This is a genomic window from Ruegeria sp. BHSB058, assembly GCF_059613285.1.
Window position 1 is genome coordinate 1 of the sequence record NZ_JBXWSF010000054.1, and the last position, 14,825, is coordinate 14,825.

The 14,825-nt window shown below is 58.9% G+C and carries 17 protein-coding genes; 7 read left to right on the top strand and 10 right to left on the bottom strand.

Annotated elements, in window-relative coordinates:
• The first annotated feature begins 298 nt into the window (after nt 1-298).
• The 3 genes from AC2FNB_RS13765 (at nt 299) to AC2FNB_RS13775 (ending at nt 5,397) form a co-directional block, all read left to right on the top strand.
• Nucleotides 299-3,115: an MFS transporter gene (locus tag AC2FNB_RS13765; RefSeq protein ID WP_496747194.1), complete on the top strand. Its 2,817-nt coding sequence runs from the start codon at nt 299-301 to the stop codon at nt 3,113-3,115.
• A 30-nt stretch (nt 3,116-3,145) separates the two neighbouring features.
• Nucleotides 3,146-4,192, top strand: a complete 1,047-nt coding sequence (locus tag AC2FNB_RS13770) for an ABC transporter substrate binding protein (protein WP_496747196.1) — start codon at nt 3,146-3,148, stop codon at nt 4,190-4,192.
• 206 nt (nt 4,193-4,398) lie between these two features.
• Nucleotides 4,399-5,397 carry an ABC transporter substrate-binding protein gene (locus AC2FNB_RS13775; protein WP_496747197.1) on the top strand — a complete coding sequence of 333 codons (999 nt, stop codon included), beginning with the start codon at nt 4,399-4,401 and terminating at the stop codon, nt 5,395-5,397.
• Nucleotides 5,398-6,349: 952 nt separating this feature from the next.
• On the opposite strand, the gene AC2FNB_RS13780 is transcribed toward AC2FNB_RS13775, so the two are convergent.
• The 8 genes from AC2FNB_RS13780 to AC2FNB_RS13815 form a co-directional block, all read right to left on the bottom strand.
• Entirely contained in the window at nt 6,350-6,871 is a 522-nt protein-coding gene (locus tag AC2FNB_RS13780; RefSeq protein ID WP_496747199.1) for a hypothetical protein, read from the bottom strand.
• 70 nt (nt 6,872-6,941) lie between these two features.
• Nucleotides 6,942-7,079, bottom strand: a complete 138-nt coding sequence (locus AC2FNB_RS13785) for a hypothetical protein (RefSeq protein ID WP_480748545.1) — start codon at nt 7,077-7,079, stop codon at nt 6,942-6,944.
• Between the two features lie 172 nt (nt 7,080-7,251).
• A complete protein-coding gene (locus tag AC2FNB_RS13790) occupies nt 7,252-8,373 on the bottom strand; it encodes an alanine/ornithine racemase family PLP-dependent enzyme (RefSeq protein ID WP_496747201.1) in 1,122 nt (373 codons plus the stop codon).
• A complete protein-coding gene (locus AC2FNB_RS13795) occupies nt 8,370-9,458 on the bottom strand; it encodes an N-acetyltransferase DgcN family protein (protein ID WP_496747203.1) in 1,089 nt (362 codons plus the stop codon). The genes AC2FNB_RS13790 and AC2FNB_RS13795 overlap by 4 nt, the downstream gene beginning before the upstream one ends.
• 200 nt (nt 9,459-9,658) lie before the next feature.
• Entirely contained in the window at nt 9,659-10,459 is an 801-nt protein-coding gene (locus AC2FNB_RS13800; RefSeq protein ID WP_496747205.1) for a hypothetical protein, read from the bottom strand.
• A 197-nt stretch (nt 10,460-10,656) separates the two neighbouring features.
• The gene (locus AC2FNB_RS13805) at nt 10,657-11,118 is read right to left on the bottom strand and encodes a hypothetical protein (RefSeq protein WP_480748549.1); all 462 of its coding nucleotides are present in this window, start codon (nt 11,116-11,118) and stop codon (nt 10,657-10,659) included.
• Nucleotides 11,119-11,126: 8 nt separating this feature from the next.
• Nucleotides 11,127-11,513 carry a hypothetical protein gene (locus AC2FNB_RS13810; RefSeq protein ID WP_496747211.1) on the bottom strand — a complete coding sequence of 129 codons (387 nt, stop codon included), beginning with the start codon at nt 11,511-11,513 and terminating at the stop codon, nt 11,127-11,129.
• Nucleotides 11,510-11,827, bottom strand: a complete 318-nt coding sequence (locus AC2FNB_RS13815; protein WP_496747212.1) for a hypothetical protein — start codon at nt 11,825-11,827, stop codon at nt 11,510-11,512. Before AC2FNB_RS13815 ends, AC2FNB_RS13810 begins: the two co-directional genes overlap by 4 nt.
• Nucleotides 11,828-12,101: 274 nt before the next feature.
• Here AC2FNB_RS13815 and AC2FNB_RS13820 point away from each other — a divergent pair, with 274 nt between their 5' ends.
• From AC2FNB_RS13820 to AC2FNB_RS13830, 3 genes are all read left to right on the top strand, one after another.
• On the top strand, nt 12,102-12,527 hold the full coding sequence (locus AC2FNB_RS13820) for a hypothetical protein (RefSeq protein ID WP_480748552.1): 426 nt from the start codon (nt 12,102-12,104) through the stop codon (nt 12,525-12,527).
• Nucleotides 12,524-12,937 carry a hypothetical protein gene (locus tag AC2FNB_RS13825; protein ID WP_496747214.1) on the top strand — a complete coding sequence of 138 codons (414 nt, stop codon included), beginning with the start codon at nt 12,524-12,526 and terminating at the stop codon, nt 12,935-12,937. Before AC2FNB_RS13820 ends, AC2FNB_RS13825 begins: the two co-directional genes overlap by 4 nt.
• A gap of 214 nt (nt 12,938-13,151) precedes the next feature.
• Nucleotides 13,152-13,352: a hypothetical protein gene (locus tag AC2FNB_RS13830; protein ID WP_480748554.1), complete on the top strand. Its 201-nt coding sequence runs from the start codon at nt 13,152-13,154 to the stop codon at nt 13,350-13,352.
• 54 nt (nt 13,353-13,406) lie between these two features.
• Here AC2FNB_RS13830 and AC2FNB_RS13835 read toward each other — a convergent pair whose 3' ends face one another.
• Nucleotides 13,407-14,138: a Crp/Fnr family transcriptional regulator gene (locus AC2FNB_RS13835; RefSeq protein WP_480748555.1), complete on the bottom strand. Its 732-nt coding sequence runs from the start codon at nt 14,136-14,138 to the stop codon at nt 13,407-13,409.
• A gap of 149 nt (nt 14,139-14,287) precedes the next feature.
• Here AC2FNB_RS13835 and AC2FNB_RS13840 point away from each other — a divergent pair, with 149 nt between their 5' ends.
• Nucleotides 14,288-14,524 carry a hypothetical protein gene (locus tag AC2FNB_RS13840; RefSeq protein ID WP_480748556.1) on the top strand — a complete coding sequence of 79 codons (237 nt, stop codon included), beginning with the start codon at nt 14,288-14,290 and terminating at the stop codon, nt 14,522-14,524.
• A gap of 47 nt (nt 14,525-14,571) precedes the next feature.
• Here the strand turns inward: AC2FNB_RS13840 and AC2FNB_RS13845 are convergent, their stop codons facing one another.
• Nucleotides 14,572-14,706, bottom strand: a complete 135-nt coding sequence (locus AC2FNB_RS13845) for a hypothetical protein (protein WP_496747218.1) — start codon at nt 14,704-14,706, stop codon at nt 14,572-14,574.
• Nucleotides 14,707-14,825 lie beyond the last annotated feature (119 nt).

The window sequence follows — 14,825 nt, forward strand, 5'->3', positions numbered from 1 at the left end:
GAAAAACGGAGTGAACTGCGTTTTGCACCAATTCCTACTTTCCGGCTCTGGTTAACTTTTACCAAGGCGCAATTTGTGTTGGATTGGTCGGGACGCAAAGCTCGGGCGCACTGATCCTCGAACTCCATTCGAAGTCTGATAAATCATCGCGGCACCTCGTGGCTCGTGGGCCTGGAGCATGCGTGAGATGTCCTTACGTATGCGTCCTTGATATGATTGGTTCAATCGGCCATCCTTGGATTTGTCACGGGCAGATTGCGCTGTTTGATCCGCCCCCGGAACCTTCAGAAGGGCGCCAATGCGATTTCGAAGTTGGATCGTCACCACCTTGGTGATTGGAATCGCGCTTGCAGTGCTCTCTGTCCTAATTGTCCTGCAGCACAACGCGCTCTACTCCCAACTGCTGCGCCAGCGCATCGCCGTCATAGCCCAGACGACGGCAGAGACGTTCCGACCAGTTCTCGACCTTGGCCTGCCGATATCGATGCTACGGGATGGCGACAGCATCGTGGCCCGTGGCATGTACATTGATCCCAAGATCGTGGCGGTGCACGCGATAAACCCCAGTGGCATCGTCGCCCATACCACGGGAACGAAACCCACAACACTGCCACAGGATGTGCTGACAGCCATGCGGCTTGCGGACGGCGACTTCTGGGGGCACGAGACCGCGGACACGCTTTATAGCGGCTTTTCCATTCGCCGAGCGCAAGACGGGCCGGTATTGGGGGCCGTTATCGTGGAATATCCGCATGAGCTCCTGGAAACTGCGTCGCACGACATTGTACGTATCACGTTGCGCAGCGCACTTGTGATCCTGATCGGAACATCCACTCTCGCTTTCATTCTGATCTATCTGGTTCTCGACCGACCGCGGCGCAGACTGGCGGAGCTTTTGAGTACCTACAGCCATGGAAAAGCTGTTGCGTCCGCCGTGCCGCCGGACAGATCGCCAGAACATGGGGCTCTCGACGCAGAGTTCTCGCGTCTGGCGCGGAGCCTGCACGACGCCGAGGCGGCCTATGACGAGGCGCAGCGGGCCATTGCCGCCTCTGCGGAGGGCCGGCCGTTCTCTTCCCAGTCCCCGTCCGCTCAGACCGAAGAGGTTTCACCGGAGCGAACTGGCCGGTTGAAAACCCTGATACTTGCGCAGGTTCTGCCGATCACGATTGTCTTGCTCATTGCCTCGGCCATGATGCTGGGCACGGTGCTTATGCGTGCCGTCACCAGATCGGTCGAGCCTGAACTCGCTGCGCGAACCGACCTGATCGGTACCGTCGTCAGCGAGAACGTCCAGCACGCTCTCGACAGCGGAATAGGCCTCGATGAGATCGTCGGGGCGGACCAGTTCTTTGGCGACATGCTCAAGCGGCTGCCGGAAGTGGCCTACATCGCCATCGCAACCGGGCGGATCGTGATTGAGGCAGGCGAGCGCATCGACCCCTATCTCGCGCCGCCGAGAGAGCGGCGCGGCGTGCGGAGCCATCCGATCCTGCATGACGGCAAAGAGATCGCCTATGTTGTCATCGACATAGACCCGCGCCTGATCGCGCAACGGTTCCGGGACGTCTTGCTTGACGAAACGGTGATCCTGCTGGTGACGGTCCTGCTTGCGTGGGAGGTGATGCTGCTGCTCACCGGACGCACTCTGACAGGCGGATTGGCGCGGCTGCAAAGGCTGAGCGCCATGCAGGCGGCGGGCGATTTCTCTCGGCGGGTCGCTGTCGTCGGACAGGATTCGGTTCAGGCAATCCTGAGCAGTGTCTCGAACCGAGCCGAGACACTGCACGGGGCCTTTGCCAAGGCTGTCGAGACCGCCACCGCACCGGGCCGCGCCGCTCTCCAGTCCGTCGGCGGGCGGTTCGGTCTCTCTCCGGGCGGACCAAAGCTGCTGGAGACATCGTCCTTTTCCGACATTCGGCTTGCGCTCTTTCTGTTTGCAGCGGCGGACGAATTACCGCTGGCTTTTTTGCCGATCTATACCCGCGCGGCGGACAATCTTTGGCCATGGCTGAACCAATCCGTCCTGATCTCGTTGCCGCTTGCCGGTTACCTGTTGGCCATCGTGATCATGTCGCCCTATGCGCGCGTGCTGGTCGAGCGCTTCGGGGTCAGGGGGCTCTTTTTCGCCGCGGCAATCCCGACGCTGGCCGCGCATATCGGCCTGTTCGCGGCCAGCACGGCTCAGGAGATCATCCTCTGGCGCGCGGTTACCGGTTTCGGTTACGCGCTCGTGACCCTTGCCGCACAGGACTATGTTCTGAGCGTCGCAACCAAGGCAGACCGGGATCGAATGCTTGGCATCTTCAGCCTCGTCCTCTTTGGCGGCGTGTTTTCCGGAGTGGCGCTGGGTGGCGTGTTGGCCGACCGACTGGGGCCATCGAATGTCTTTCTGGTCAGTGCCGCCTTGATTGCGGCATCCGCCCTGCTGAGCTGGAAATTGATTGCGCCCGACATCGGCCGGATAGACATGGAAGAGGCCGCCACACCGACCCGAGGCGCGAAATGGCGTGTTCTGGCTGATGGGCATCTCGCCGCCCTGATTTTCGGAATTGCCATCCCTGGGGCAGTGGTCTTGCAGGCCTTTGTCTCCTACCTCGCCGCGCTCACCCTGAACGCGCAGGGAGCGTCGGCAGCCGAAATCGGCCGGATTCTCATGCTCTACTTCGTCACGGTCATGGCAGTCAGCCCGCTTGCAGGGCGCCTGGAAGGCCTGTTGCGGATGCCCGGCACGGTTCTTTGTATCCTCGGAGCGGCCCTTGCCGGAATCTCCTTGCTTCCCATTGCCGCGGCGCCGTCCCAGCTGACCATGGCGCTTGCCATGATCGGCACCGGCGCGGGCGGCGCGCTGGTGCGGGGAACCCAGGTTTCCCTTGCCCTGAGCCTCTCGGAGGCGAAAGTCACCGGGCTCGGACCTGCAACCGTCCTTGGCGCCCTGCGCACCGGTGAACGCCTTGGCAGTGTTGTCGGCCTCATCCTTGTGGCTTGGCTCTCGGGAGCAACGGGGCACGCTGCCGCGACGCTGGCAATCGCGGTGTGGACGATGGCCGGAGGTGCCCTTTTCGCCGTCATGGGCGGCATGAATTTCTTGACATCGCAGCGGTCTGACCGGTGACTGTTCTTGTTGATCCGACTGAAGTACCCGATGAAAACTGTCGTTTCAAAACTTGCTATGGTCTTTTGTCTTCATGTTTCCTTCTCTGTCCCGGCGTGGGCAGATACGAAAGTCATTCTCGGGGTATTCTACTACGGGTGCGATGAACTGTGCCACGGCGTACAATCGGAATTGGCGCAAAGCGGCTATGATGTCGAATTGGACGTCCGCGATCTTCAGCAGGACATTTCGCGCCTGCCGGCGCTGCTTGAAGAGGCACGGGCCAACAAGGTGGATCTCGTCATTACGCATGGGACTAGTGCAACGCTGGGAACGATCGGACGGTTGGAGGATTTCGGCGACCCGCGGTTCCTATCCGATATTCCGGTTGTCTTCACTCAGGTGGCCGACCCATTCGGCACCGGTATCGCCGAAAGCTTCGCACGTAGCGGGCGCGAAAATGTTGCGGGCACCTTCAATCGCGTTCCCGAGGCCGTGAACATTGAGGTCGTGCGCAGTTACGACGTCAAGTTCGACCGGCTCGGCCTTCTTTACAACAGCAACGAAGAGAACTCGGTCATCAAGCGCGACGAACTTGCCGCGCTCGCCCCGACACTTGGCGTGGAATTGATTGCGCTCGAGGTCCAGCCAGGTGTCTCGGGGCCGCCAGATCCCGCGCAGATCCCTGCGCGGATGGCCGAACTGGCCGCAGCCGGTGTCGAATGGCTTTACCTCATCTTCGTTCCTTCGTCAGAACGGAACACTGTTCACAGAGTCTGCGGTCGAGAATGGCATCGCAATCGTCAGTCCCTACGAGGTTCTCGTGCGCAACGACAGCGCGCTTCTGTCGATCGCGGCACGGGAAGAGGATGTGGGCCGCCTCGCCGCGCGACAGGCGCTGACCATCCTGCGCGACGGCATCGCCCCGAGGGACCTCCCGATCCTAAGCGCGACCGATTTCGCATATGTCGTCAATATGGACGTCGCCCGGAAACTCGACAAAATCCCGCCCTTCGCCTTCCTGCAGATAGCCGAGACGGTTCAGCACTGATCACGGGCGATTGGCAGTGGCCTGTCGGTGGACCCGGACTGCCTTAGCAAGCCAACGGTCACGAGAGTCGCGAAAATCCCGCCGAGACCCGATTATCGGCCTGATCGCAAACTCCGACCAAGCCTCCATTTCTTCACCGCACCCTGATAGGATCCATGGGCGTGACAGGTGACATCGTAGCGAATCCGCTTTGCTTGACATGCCTGGGCTTTTCACCTTGTCTCACCCATAGCTTCAAGAAGGGGAGAGGCCGATGCGCAGCTTGAACGTCTTGATGGCGGTATCCGTGCTCATGGCATTTTCTGTGTCTCCGTCAATCGCAGAGACGAAGAGGATTTTCGCCATTACCTTCGACATGTGCGATCCCATCTGCGAGGGCTTTCAGGCCGAGGTCGAGGAAAGCGGCTTTGATGTCGAGATCGTCTGGCGCGACTATGAACTGGACAAGTCTCGCCTGCCGGGCCTGGTCGCCGAAGCCCGTGAGCTTGAGGCAGACCTGATCCTGACGAACGGCACGAACGCGACACTCGGTGTCGTCGGCACCTTTGACGATCTCGGGGACGACGGATTTATCGGCGAGATCCCCGTCGTGTTTACGAATGTCGCAAATCCCTTCAGCGCAGGTATCGCCGTTGATTTCGATGGCACCGGTCGTGCCAACGTGGCCGGCACGTTCAACCGGCCGGAGGAAGCCCTGAACATCCAGGTCATCAAGACCTATGACGACAGCTTTGATACGCTGGGCCTCCTGTACAATTCGGACGAGGCGAACTCGGTGATCAAGCATGATGAATTGGTGGACCTGTCCCGGACTATGGGCTTCAATCTGGTCGCGGTCGACATGTCCCAGAACGGCGCGCGCCCGGAGCCAGAGGACCTGCCAGCTTGGCTGGACCGACTGAAAGAAGCGGGTGTTCGCTGGATCTATATCGGCTCGAGTTCGTTCCTGCAAAGGAACGCAGACGCGTTCACGCGTGGCGCAATTGTTCGCGACATGGCGGTGGTGAGCCCATACGAGCACCTCGTGCGCAAAAGCGATGCGCTGATCTCCGTGGCAGCGCACCTCAAGGATGTTGGACGGCTTGCCGCGCAACAGGCCCTGAGGATACTGCGCGACGGCGAAAGTCCTGGCGACTTGCCGATCGTTCGCGCCGCCGACTTTGCCATTGTCGTGAACATGGACGTCGCGCGGGAGCTGAACAGAATGCCGCCCTTCGCCTTTCTTCAGATTGCAGATACGGTTCATGACTGACCGCGAAAACTGAAACCGGTTCCGCTGCGCGGAAAAAATCTCGATTGGCCATTGTATGCCTAATACAATGGCCGTTCTGTGGAGAAAGTCGTCATTATTACACCGCGCAGCAATCGACAATATGGGCTCGCTGCCGACATTCTCTGCGGCTCGCACCGACTGGCAGTTTGAGCCCTTTGCGGTCGTCCGCCTCCTGGTATCCTCTCGCATGTGCAGTACGCCGCGAACGGCGCTTTGCGGCCATCCAAAACACGTCCTACGAATGATAGCGGTGCGGGACTTAGCCGCCTTTTGCTCACGCGGCTACTGCTGACGCAGAATCAGTTCGCACTCGCCTAAGAGATATTGCTGCGCAACAGCGCACGTCACCGAAGCCGTCATTGCCTGCCTCTTTTGAGGGTCGCATCAAGACCGTACCTTTGCGGTACCATGCATGGACACGAAAAAGAACGGGCGGGAAGTCGCTGAAGCCCCGATTGGAAAGACAGACCAATCTAGCGCCGTGAGGACGACGGTTGTGCGGGACCAGTCGATGCGGGTGGTCGGAGCGCTTTCAAGATCGAAATTCGTCAATGTAAGGTCCCGCGTTTCACAAGGACGCACCTTCAGCCTGTGCGGTCCAAGGACCATGGCGGTGCGATAGCGATAGCTGTCGTGCGTGCGATCGTGATCGTCGGCATGCGGCAGACCTAAGCAGACCGACCGCCAGAACGACGCCGACCCTGGCTGACGCCTTCCGGCACAGCCGCGCGCCATGCAGTCGTGCCTTTGCACCTTGCACAGATACGCTGGCCGAATCCTTCGCTCCAAAACGAAGTATTACACCGCAGGCAGAACCGCGGCTTCGGCACATCGCCGATCGCGCGGATGGGATGATCCATCAGGGCGTCTTCTAACTTTGATCGCATCAGATCCTCGCGTTCATTTGACCCCTGAAATTACGCTTTCAACGTCAATCGGAAACGGATGACATGCGCGGTCGGCATGGCATCCCTTCGTTTTCGGCGTCGTGAATTTCCGAACGGTCCCGCAAACGCTCCTGTTCGGTTCCGGTTTCGGTCTTGGTATCGAGGACATCCTTGTCTGTCTGTGCCGTCCGCGATCCCGAGTAGAGATGGCGCAATTGCGCCTCCGACACCCCGTCTGCCTGCATGACGAGTTGCACCATCGGATCGGCCAGCATTTCTTCGAGAAAGACCTGTGAGAGGTCCTTTCCGGACAGTTTGTCTTTCGCGCGGGCATGGTCGAGATCGGCCAGCGACACTGACAGGCTCCGCGTCAATCCCGGATGGGACAGGCGTGGGTGCAGTTGGACCACAACCGAAGCCCTCCAGGCTTCCGGGTCCTTGTGACCAGGAGGCGAAGCGAGTTCCGTCTCGATATCATATTCACCGGCTGGAAGCGTTTCGTCAAAGCCGGGAAGTTTGAAAGGCCGGTCAAAAACCACGACGGTCTTGGCTGTTTGATCGTCCATTGCGTTTGATCCTTTCAATTGAGCAGTTTTCCGCGACATGGAGCAAAACCAGCCGCTTCCGGTGCATTCTTCAGGTTTTCTTCTGCCCGGGAGAACCCGCATTTGCAGCAGTGCCCGGCGCCTTGAATGGCGGTTCTTTTTTCGACGGTTCTGCAGGTTTGGATTTCAGTATGGCACCGACCTTGGTCGTCAGGAGTTTGAAATACATGTTCTTCATCCTTTTTGGGTGTTCCGCCGGAATTTCCGGGCCTTGATCAGGCTCGAATTCTCGAACGCGGCTTATTTGTATATGTGTATTGACCGGCCACTTTACTATGGCGCGGTGTCGGTTAAGTCGGCGGCACAAGACCGTCGTAGGCCCCGCTGGGATCATCTGGACGTTATACCAGGGTCAGGAAGGGGTGGGTCTCGCGGTCCTTGGCACTTCCGTTAATCCTTTGCTTGCCGTGAACAACCTTGGCGACATCTGGGGCCCTCATCGCTCGCATGAGGGCGCTGTGGTTCATGCCCATTTTCATCTCGGAGCCAACGGACACGGCGGAATTGGCTGTGTCGACAACGATGTGGTCGCTTGTCGCGCCGATAAACGTGATTCCTGAGGGAAACGTAAGACCGCTTGTGTCGGTGTCCTGTTGCCCGACAGCAAGGATCGTTCGGGCTCGGAGGTCATCACTCGGAACCAATTTGAGCATCCCAAGCTCCGGAGCAATTGACGCAAGTGGTCTTGCGCTTGGTTTGTCCCTACTTTCGATCACCTCGGCAAAAAGGGTAAACGCGTCCGTATGAAGTCCAGAGATCGGATGCCCTGTTACGGGGTCGGTGCCCAACAGGATCGCCTCGCCGAGGCGGAGGTTGTTGACGCGCCCGGTTGAACCTTCGCCAAGCGCCCATGGCAAATTGGCCGAGCCACCTCCTGAAACAAGCTCGACATGATGTCCGAAGGCACCTTCGACCTGAGTTGCCAGTCGCGAGAGCATGGCCATGTCACAGGCCGACGGTGCCGCGTTGCCCATGCAGGCAAAGTTTGCAGCGATGCCTCTGAGAGCAACACCGGGTGTTGCGATGACCCGAGCGGCGAAGTCATTGAGGTTCTCGGGCATGACGCCTTCGCGCATATCTCCCATTTCGACCATCAGGATGACACCGTGCGACGTGCCTTGTTGCTTCGCTGCTGCGCCAAGCTTCAGGATTGTGTCCATCTCTGTGTTGTAGCTCGCGTCACAATACCGGACGACGTCTTCCATTTCGCTCACCAGCGGAGCGCGGATCATAGAGATCGGGCATTTGATCCCTTCCATCCGCATCCGAACGACGTTCTTGATGCGTGCGTCGGCCAGACCGACAACGCCGCCGTCCAGCATCGCCCCGGCTACGTCAGGATGCCCGCACACTGCCTTGGTCACACCGGTGACCGAGAGCCCACGGGCACCAAGACGACGGACGAGACATCGCGCGTTTGCCTGGATCTTGCCCAGATCAATTTCCACCCGCGGCGAGGTCATTCCGCGGCCACAAGAGGCACGGGCCGTAACTGCGGAAACGCGGCCAAGACCATGTCGCTCAGGTGCACTTCAGGCCGGGCCAGCGCGTCCGTTACCGGAATGCCGAAGTCGCGTGAAAGACTGTCAATTGCACGAATGACTTCGGTGCCCGTCATCGCTTCGTGATTCAGTGTGATACCAATCACCCGTGTGTCAGCAAAAGCTTCGATGAGGGCGATTTCGCTTTTCAGCCCGGGCATTGGCATGGCGGGAAAGTCGCAGCGGTGGGCCCGCTTGGGCGCATGTTGAAGAACAACACCGTGCGGCTGGCTGCCGCGCAGAATGAATGCCGAGGTGCAAAAGGCCGGATGGCTGAGCGCGCCTTGTCCTTCGATCAGGATGACATCCGGATCATCGCCGTGAGACGCCGCGACGATTAGGCGTTCAAGCTCCCCGCAGCAAAACTGGGGTGGCACCGCGTCCATGGCGATCCCGTATTTTGCGCCCTGCATAAGCCCTGTCTGGCCAGTGCCGACGAGGATAGTCTTGATACCGCGTGCGTTCAGTTCCCTGGCCAGAATAGTCGCAGTCGTCCGCTTGCCGATTGCACAATCTGTTCCCAATACGGCAATGCGAATTGCCTTCACCTCGGACACACTTCCGTCAAACAGACGCATGTCCTTGCTTGGCCGGGGTTTGCGGATATCGCGGATCGTCACGTTGGCCGCGTAAGCAGCGCTCGAAATCTCGGGATCATCACTGAGGTATTCGTGCAGGCCGCTGACGATGTTCATGCCGAGTGCGATTGCATCCAGCACTACCTCTCGATCTGCAGGTGACATCCTACCCGTAGAGGGGGCCATGCCATAGATCAAAGTGTCGGGGATATGCACTTCACGCGTCACCGCAGCCTCAAGATCTTCAACGATGGGTATGCCGTTGCTAACATTTTCCAGCACCTGACCGCTGTCGTGTCCTTCAAGTTTGCTGTCGATGACCGAAAGAACGCGATAGGCTTGGCTGTGACGAACAAGACCGTTTGCGGTTTTCCCGTCAATCTGCCCGAAGTTCCCTTCACAATAGACCATCGCTGTGGGCACCCCCATTGTTATAGCTTTTTTGCCGCGAGATCGACGGGATGCGGATACGTCAGGTGGGGCTTGAGGGCCCATCGTGGACAGCCTTGCCATCGGGTTTTTTGCAATATCAGATTCCATGGTCATTCCTTTACCGGGCGGGCTTATCCGGGGCCGGTCGTTTGAAGCGTTCGTGCCGGTAGCCGCGTTTCAAATTTGGATTGCGCGCGTTAGTCGTTCAGGACGCAACGCCCTTGCGAGCGCTGGAAATTCCGATGGCACTCCCACCGGTTTCCCGATCTGTCGAGATGCGCATTGTCAGGGAGTTCAATCTCTGTGCAGCCGTCGTCGGACTCTGCAAAGCCGCGATTACACTTCCAGCCTGAGCCATAGCTTCTTGCATCGTAGAAATATGCGTTCTCCGGGACGACAACAGCTTCACAGGTGTCATCGCGTTCGAAATAGCCCCGCTCACATGTCCAAGGCTGCCCGTATCCGGACCCATTCAGAAAGGCGTTCTCCGGGACCACGATTGCGACGCATGTGTCGCCTTCGACCTGGTAACCACGGTTGCAAAGCCAAGCGGCGCCATAGGAGTCAGCCGACAGATACGCATTGTCCGGCACAACGACTTCGAGGCAAATGTCGTCGACCTTCGTATAGCCACGAATGCAGTTCCATCTCTGTCCCGACGGGTCGAGATATCCGCCGTCGGGCACGACGACCTCAAGACAAGTCGCGTCATCGACCTCCTGAAACCCATGTAAGCACTCCCAGCCTGCGCCATAGGTTCGGTTGGTGGCATAGGCGTTCTCCGGAACGATGATGGCAAGGCAGGTATCGACGTCACGCCGGTATCCACGATCACATTCCCATTCCTCGCCATAGCTTCTGGCGGTGGCGTTGGCAGGCATAGGCGCATCCTGCGCAAACGCAGGGAAAGCGAAGGACGCGAACACACCGGCCACGGCTACCATCCTCACGATCAGCCTTGAAAACGGGCGTGTCGTTGGTTCTCCGTGGCGTCTCATTGGCACTTCCTTTGCAAACCGGAGTCCGTCGGTCGCCGCGCGTGTCTTCGTCAGCCCAAGCGTCAGCGTTCCGGTGACCCGTCGGATGGGCGCGATTGGTGGCGAGGAGCCATTGAAACCTGGTCCCGGCGGCATGCCTTCGTTTTCGGCCACCTGGATCGAGAAGTCCTGCGGGACTATCGGATGAGTGCTACCGGTCATCGCTGGGACAACTTGTGCAAAGCCGCAGCGGCAAGAGCATGTTCCTTCTGGTGGTAGTCGCCGCGGAACTTGCCATTGACCCGCACCTCCCAGATGCCATTTCTTTCGCGGACCTGAACTCCACTTCGCTGCACCGGCCGGCCCGTGGAAGAACCCTGCTCTCCTCTGCTTCTCGGCGGCTCGGGATTCTTGTCGGTCACGTCCGGCTCCTTCACTTTGGGCGCGCGCGCTTCTCCGAGGAGCATCACAGCGCGAATGAATTCTTCCGCGTAGTCGTCGGTTTCGCGGTGGTCGTGTTCGTGCCGGGCCATGCGCATCGGTTCGACGAACCGTTCTCGCAGGTGGTCGATGAAACGTGGCTCGGTGCGGGCCATGTAGGCGATCAGGGCCTGAAGCACCTTTTCATGGGCGAGCACACGCCGTTCGAGATCGGTTGTCTCGGGTGACGCTATCGGCATGGCGCGGTTCACCCTTCATCGACCGCGCGTTCCGCGCGCTCCGGTGATGCATCGACATCAAGGGCTGCCAAACAAGCCTGCGCGATGTCTCGGTCAGGGGCATCGGTTCCCGGCATGGTCGCCCAGCCTGCCGCCATTAGTGCGTCGCGCCTCTGGTAGGTCGAGGCGGCCCGGATCGTGGCCAGCGTGGCCGCCCGTGCCGGGTCGGAGCGCGCCATGTCGAGGCAGACCGGTACCATTGAGGCGACGACATCGTTTCGGGACATCGCCACCGCCCGGTCATTCGAAGTGCCGCCGGTCACCCAGCCGCCCCACGTGAATCCGACGACACCGACAAAGACAGCGCCGATCACGGCACCATAGATACCGGGTTTGAGCCATTCGGGAGTTTTCATTTCAAGTCCTCCTGCGGAGAAAGCGCCGCATCGCTGTGATCTATCTTCGCCTCGCTCGCGGCCTGATCCCGGCTCAGCGCCTCTTTCAGGTCGTTTTCGGAAATCGCGCGCAACTCGGTACGTCCGGCATGATTGCCCCTGCCGCGCACCGTCAGGTAGGTCGCCGTCCGTCGGTAGGCCTCGAAGCTCAGCCCCTGGAGAAGCTCCTCCTCCATGAGAACTTCGTAGTCGCCCGCGGGTAAATCGCCCGGGTATCCCGACAAGGTGAACGGGTTCGAAAACGTCACCGTCGATCTGGTCGACCGCATGGTCATCTCTGGTCTCCGCAATGTTGGCAGATCCGTCGCTCACCACTGTTGGCGGCACCTCGAAACCGGGGCCTGATCAGTCGAGCGATTTCTCTTTTTGTACGTCAGGATCGTTCGACCGGTGCTGACGCAGGTTAGTCCCGGACGCTGAATCGGTTGCGAACTCTTTTGTGGACAGCCGTCAGCACTGATCTGTGTAAGGGCACTGGGGTCAACTTTCGCGTAGCCTTCGGGGCAAACAGGGCAATCTGCGGTCCTGTAACCAAGGAATGGAATGGCAATGACCGAATCCAATATTCTCAACCCGCACCCGCCTGAGTATGAGCAATTTCTCCATGCTTCGGTCGGCGAGGACCGGAACGGATCCGTTGTGACGCTCCTCTCCACGCTTGCGCGGCTCGGGCTGGACCCCTGGACAGAAACCACTGACATGGTCACGCTGGGGCGCGACGCGGCGCGCGCGAGGTTGGAGGCATTGCTTTCTCAATTTCGAGACGTTCCGATGCTTGCAAGCGAACACGGCAGGGTCGCACGAGAACTAAGCCAACTACTTCCCGAAAGCCCGAAGTCAAAGACCCTGGGGCAAGGAACTTCAGCGGTCGCCGACAGTCGCTTGGGCACTATGGGGGTATTCTGGGCAATAGCCACAATTATTTTTGTGCTGTTTCAGATGTTCATGGTTGGCGGGTCGGGGTCTGGCGAATGACCGTTTCCACTCAGACATCGACGCCGATGGGTCATTCTGCGCACAAGACCGGGACGCTTTCGCCACGCGAACAGGGCGTTCTTTGGGACATGGAGGAACATTTCTGGACCAGTGGTGCCGACAACGCGCGGGCGACGACAGCAACCAACGCCGTTATGATATTCCCTTATCCGCCTGGCATCCTTCAGGGCGACCAGATCTGGACCCATCTAAAGCAGAGCACCGGCTGGCGCTCTGTCGTCATGGCCGAACGGCGCGTGATTCGGTGTCATGACATCGCCATTCTCACCTACCGTGTCTCGGCGGAGAAAGCCGACGTGTCGATCTACAAGGCACTCTGCGCCTCAATCTACCTCAACGATGACGGCACTTGGCTGAGGATCTCCCACCAGCAAACCATGGTGGCCTGAATGCCGCAGTGTCATTCAACCTGCCGCACGCGCCGGGACTAACCTGCGTCAGTGCGGTGGGGCGTTGATATCGGCTAGAAGAGATGTACCCGCCGAGTATTTGGTAGGGCATTTTTTCCGAGTACCTGAGAAGCGTGTGGGCTTGCCGAACCCCAATAGGTCGGCATGTCGGCGCGCTTCTTATTTCTCGGAACGTCCATGAAAGGACAATTCCATGAGTGAAAAAAACCAAACTGCGGAAAACCAGACCGTGAAACACATGGCCTCGGTCAAGGCTGTCTGGGACAAGGCGCCCGAAGGCCCCAAAAAGGTCGCAGCGCTGAAGCACTATCAGGCCGCTGAAAAGGCCCATGAAGCCGAAAACGACGAAGAGGCCCACAACGAGCTCAAGCAAGCGAGCCGCGCACTGATGTAATGTCGGTATGCCTGTGAAAAGACGACAGGGCCGCCCAAACTTAGGGCGGCTTTTTTACGGCAAGAGAGGCCTCGACTGATCGAGATAGGCCGGATCGAAATCCGCCAACGCAACCAGCCCCTCGTAGTCATCGAACGTGACACGCCCGCCTTGAAACGTGACGAGCCCGCCTTCGCGGAGTTTGCGAAGGACGCGGTTGACGTGGATGGCGCTTAACCCCAACGCATCCGCCAGATGGTATTGCGTGAGCGGGCAAGCATAACCTTCCCTGCTTCCCTTACCGACTAGCGATAGTCTCACGCCAAGTTCCAGCAGGAAATGCGCCATGCGCGCATCAGCATCGCGCCTCCCTAGACTAACAAGATGTTCGACGACCATCGCCTCATCCCGCGATACGGCCCAGAGAATAGCCGTAGCCAGCCGGGGCGTTTCTGCGAAGGCTTGCAGAAGATCGCTCACCAGAACTTCTGCGGCTTCGATATCAACGATTGGCTCAATGCCATGATCGGATGTGTGCAAAAGAACGCTTCTCAGCCCCAGAAAATCCCCCGGTATCTGGAAATCAACAATCTGCCGCGACCCGTCAGCCTGGATCTTGTAAGAAACGACCCAGCCCTCCGCCAAGATGTAAGCAGCTTGTTCGGATTGACCCTGATGAACCAAGTCGCGACCTGCAGCGAAAGATTTCCTCCGCTGATGCAAACGCTCAAGAACGGCCAGCTCAGTCTCCGACAGTGCAACAAACGCGGAGAGCTTTTGGGTGAGTGGACTGGCTTTGATGTTCATTATCGGTCCCTCCCGAACCGGCGCGTACTCATGGAAGAATTCGGCGCCGAGACTGCTTTCGATCAGTACGGGATACCAAACTCTTTGCGAGGTTGTGACGATCAAGACCCAACCCGGTCGTTATACAACGAACGAAAGTGGAATGCCCGATGTCAGACCAACGAGACCCCGCAGGCATGGCAGCCTTGTCGATTTGCGAAGCCCTCCTACTTGCCCTGCATGAACGCAATCTGCTGCCGGAACGCGAATTTGTCGGCATTCTCCGCGATGCGGCAGCGCTCCACGAGAATGCCCAAGGCCCAGAGGCCGAGCGAAAATTGCATACCGCGACCGCCAAACTGATCAATGAAATCATCGTTGGCGGCAACCTATCGCGACGCTCGTAACGCCGATCCTCTTACGTTGGATAAGAAAAGCCTAAATGCTCAGCCTCTCAACCCGTTTTTGGGTCGGTCGGCTCGGTCTTTGCTTCAGGAGGTCGTTTGGTTGCAGTCTGCGGTTTCGTATCTTTTTCTTGCGAGGCCTTTTTGTCGGCGGCCTCTTTCTTCGCCAAGTCGTTAAACGACATTCTGGCTTTCCTTTTCTGGCTGCCAGGGTATCCGGCAGCTTGTGATCCATAGTGGATCAATGCTCTCTTGGCAAAGGGAACATTGGCCAAAGCACTGAGTGCACCTTGTAATCCTCCCC

Excerpts from the sequence above, each read along its gene's own strand:
- AC2FNB_RS13830 (WP_480748554.1), top strand. The coding sequence starts at position 13,152 with ATGAGTGAAAAAAACCAAACTGCGGAAAACCAGACCGTGAAACACATG.
- AC2FNB_RS13835 (WP_480748555.1), bottom strand. The coding sequence starts at position 14,138 with ATGAACATCAAAGCCAGTCCACTCACCCAAAAGCTCTCCGCGTTTGTT.
- AC2FNB_RS13780 (WP_496747199.1), bottom strand. The coding sequence starts at position 6,871 with ATGGACGATCAAACAGCCAAGACCGTCGTGGTTTTTGACCGGCCTTTC.
- AC2FNB_RS13825 (WP_496747214.1), top strand. The coding sequence starts at position 12,524 with ATGACCGTTTCCACTCAGACATCGACGCCGATGGGTCATTCTGCGCAC.
- AC2FNB_RS13845 (WP_496747218.1), bottom strand. The coding sequence starts at position 14,706 with ATGTCGTTTAACGACTTGGCGAAGAAAGAGGCCGCCGACAAAAAGGCC.
- AC2FNB_RS13810 (WP_496747211.1), bottom strand. The coding sequence starts at position 11,513 with ATGAAAACTCCCGAATGGCTCAAACCCGGTATCTATGGTGCCGTGATC.
- AC2FNB_RS13775 (WP_496747197.1), top strand. The coding sequence starts at position 4,399 with ATGCGCAGCTTGAACGTCTTGATGGCGGTATCCGTGCTCATGGCATTT.
- AC2FNB_RS13790 (WP_496747201.1), bottom strand. The coding sequence starts at position 8,373 with ATGACCTCGCCGCGGGTGGAAATTGATCTGGGCAAGATCCAGGCAAAC.
- AC2FNB_RS13795 (WP_496747203.1), bottom strand. The coding sequence starts at position 9,458 with ATGGGGGTGCCCACAGCGATGGTCTATTGTGAAGGGAACTTCGGGCAG.
- AC2FNB_RS13785 (WP_480748545.1), bottom strand. The coding sequence starts at position 7,079 with ATGTATTTCAAACTCCTGACGACCAAGGTCGGTGCCATACTGAAATCC.
- AC2FNB_RS13815 (WP_496747212.1), bottom strand. The coding sequence starts at position 11,827 with ATGACCATGCGGTCGACCAGATCGACGGTGACGTTTTCGAACCCGTTC.
- AC2FNB_RS13805 (WP_480748549.1), bottom strand. The coding sequence starts at position 11,118 with ATGCCGATAGCGTCACCCGAGACAACCGATCTCGAACGGCGTGTGCTC.
- AC2FNB_RS13765 (WP_496747194.1), top strand. The coding sequence starts at position 299 with ATGCGATTTCGAAGTTGGATCGTCACCACCTTGGTGATTGGAATCGCG.
- AC2FNB_RS13800 (WP_496747205.1), bottom strand. The coding sequence starts at position 10,459 with ATGAGACGCCACGGAGAACCAACGACACGCCCGTTTTCAAGGCTGATC.
- AC2FNB_RS13770 (WP_496747196.1), top strand. The coding sequence starts at position 3,146 with ATGAAAACTGTCGTTTCAAAACTTGCTATGGTCTTTTGTCTTCATGTT.
- AC2FNB_RS13820 (WP_480748552.1), top strand. The coding sequence starts at position 12,102 with ATGACCGAATCCAATATTCTCAACCCGCACCCGCCTGAGTATGAGCAA.
- AC2FNB_RS13840 (WP_480748556.1), top strand. The coding sequence starts at position 14,288 with ATGTCAGACCAACGAGACCCCGCAGGCATGGCAGCCTTGTCGATTTGC.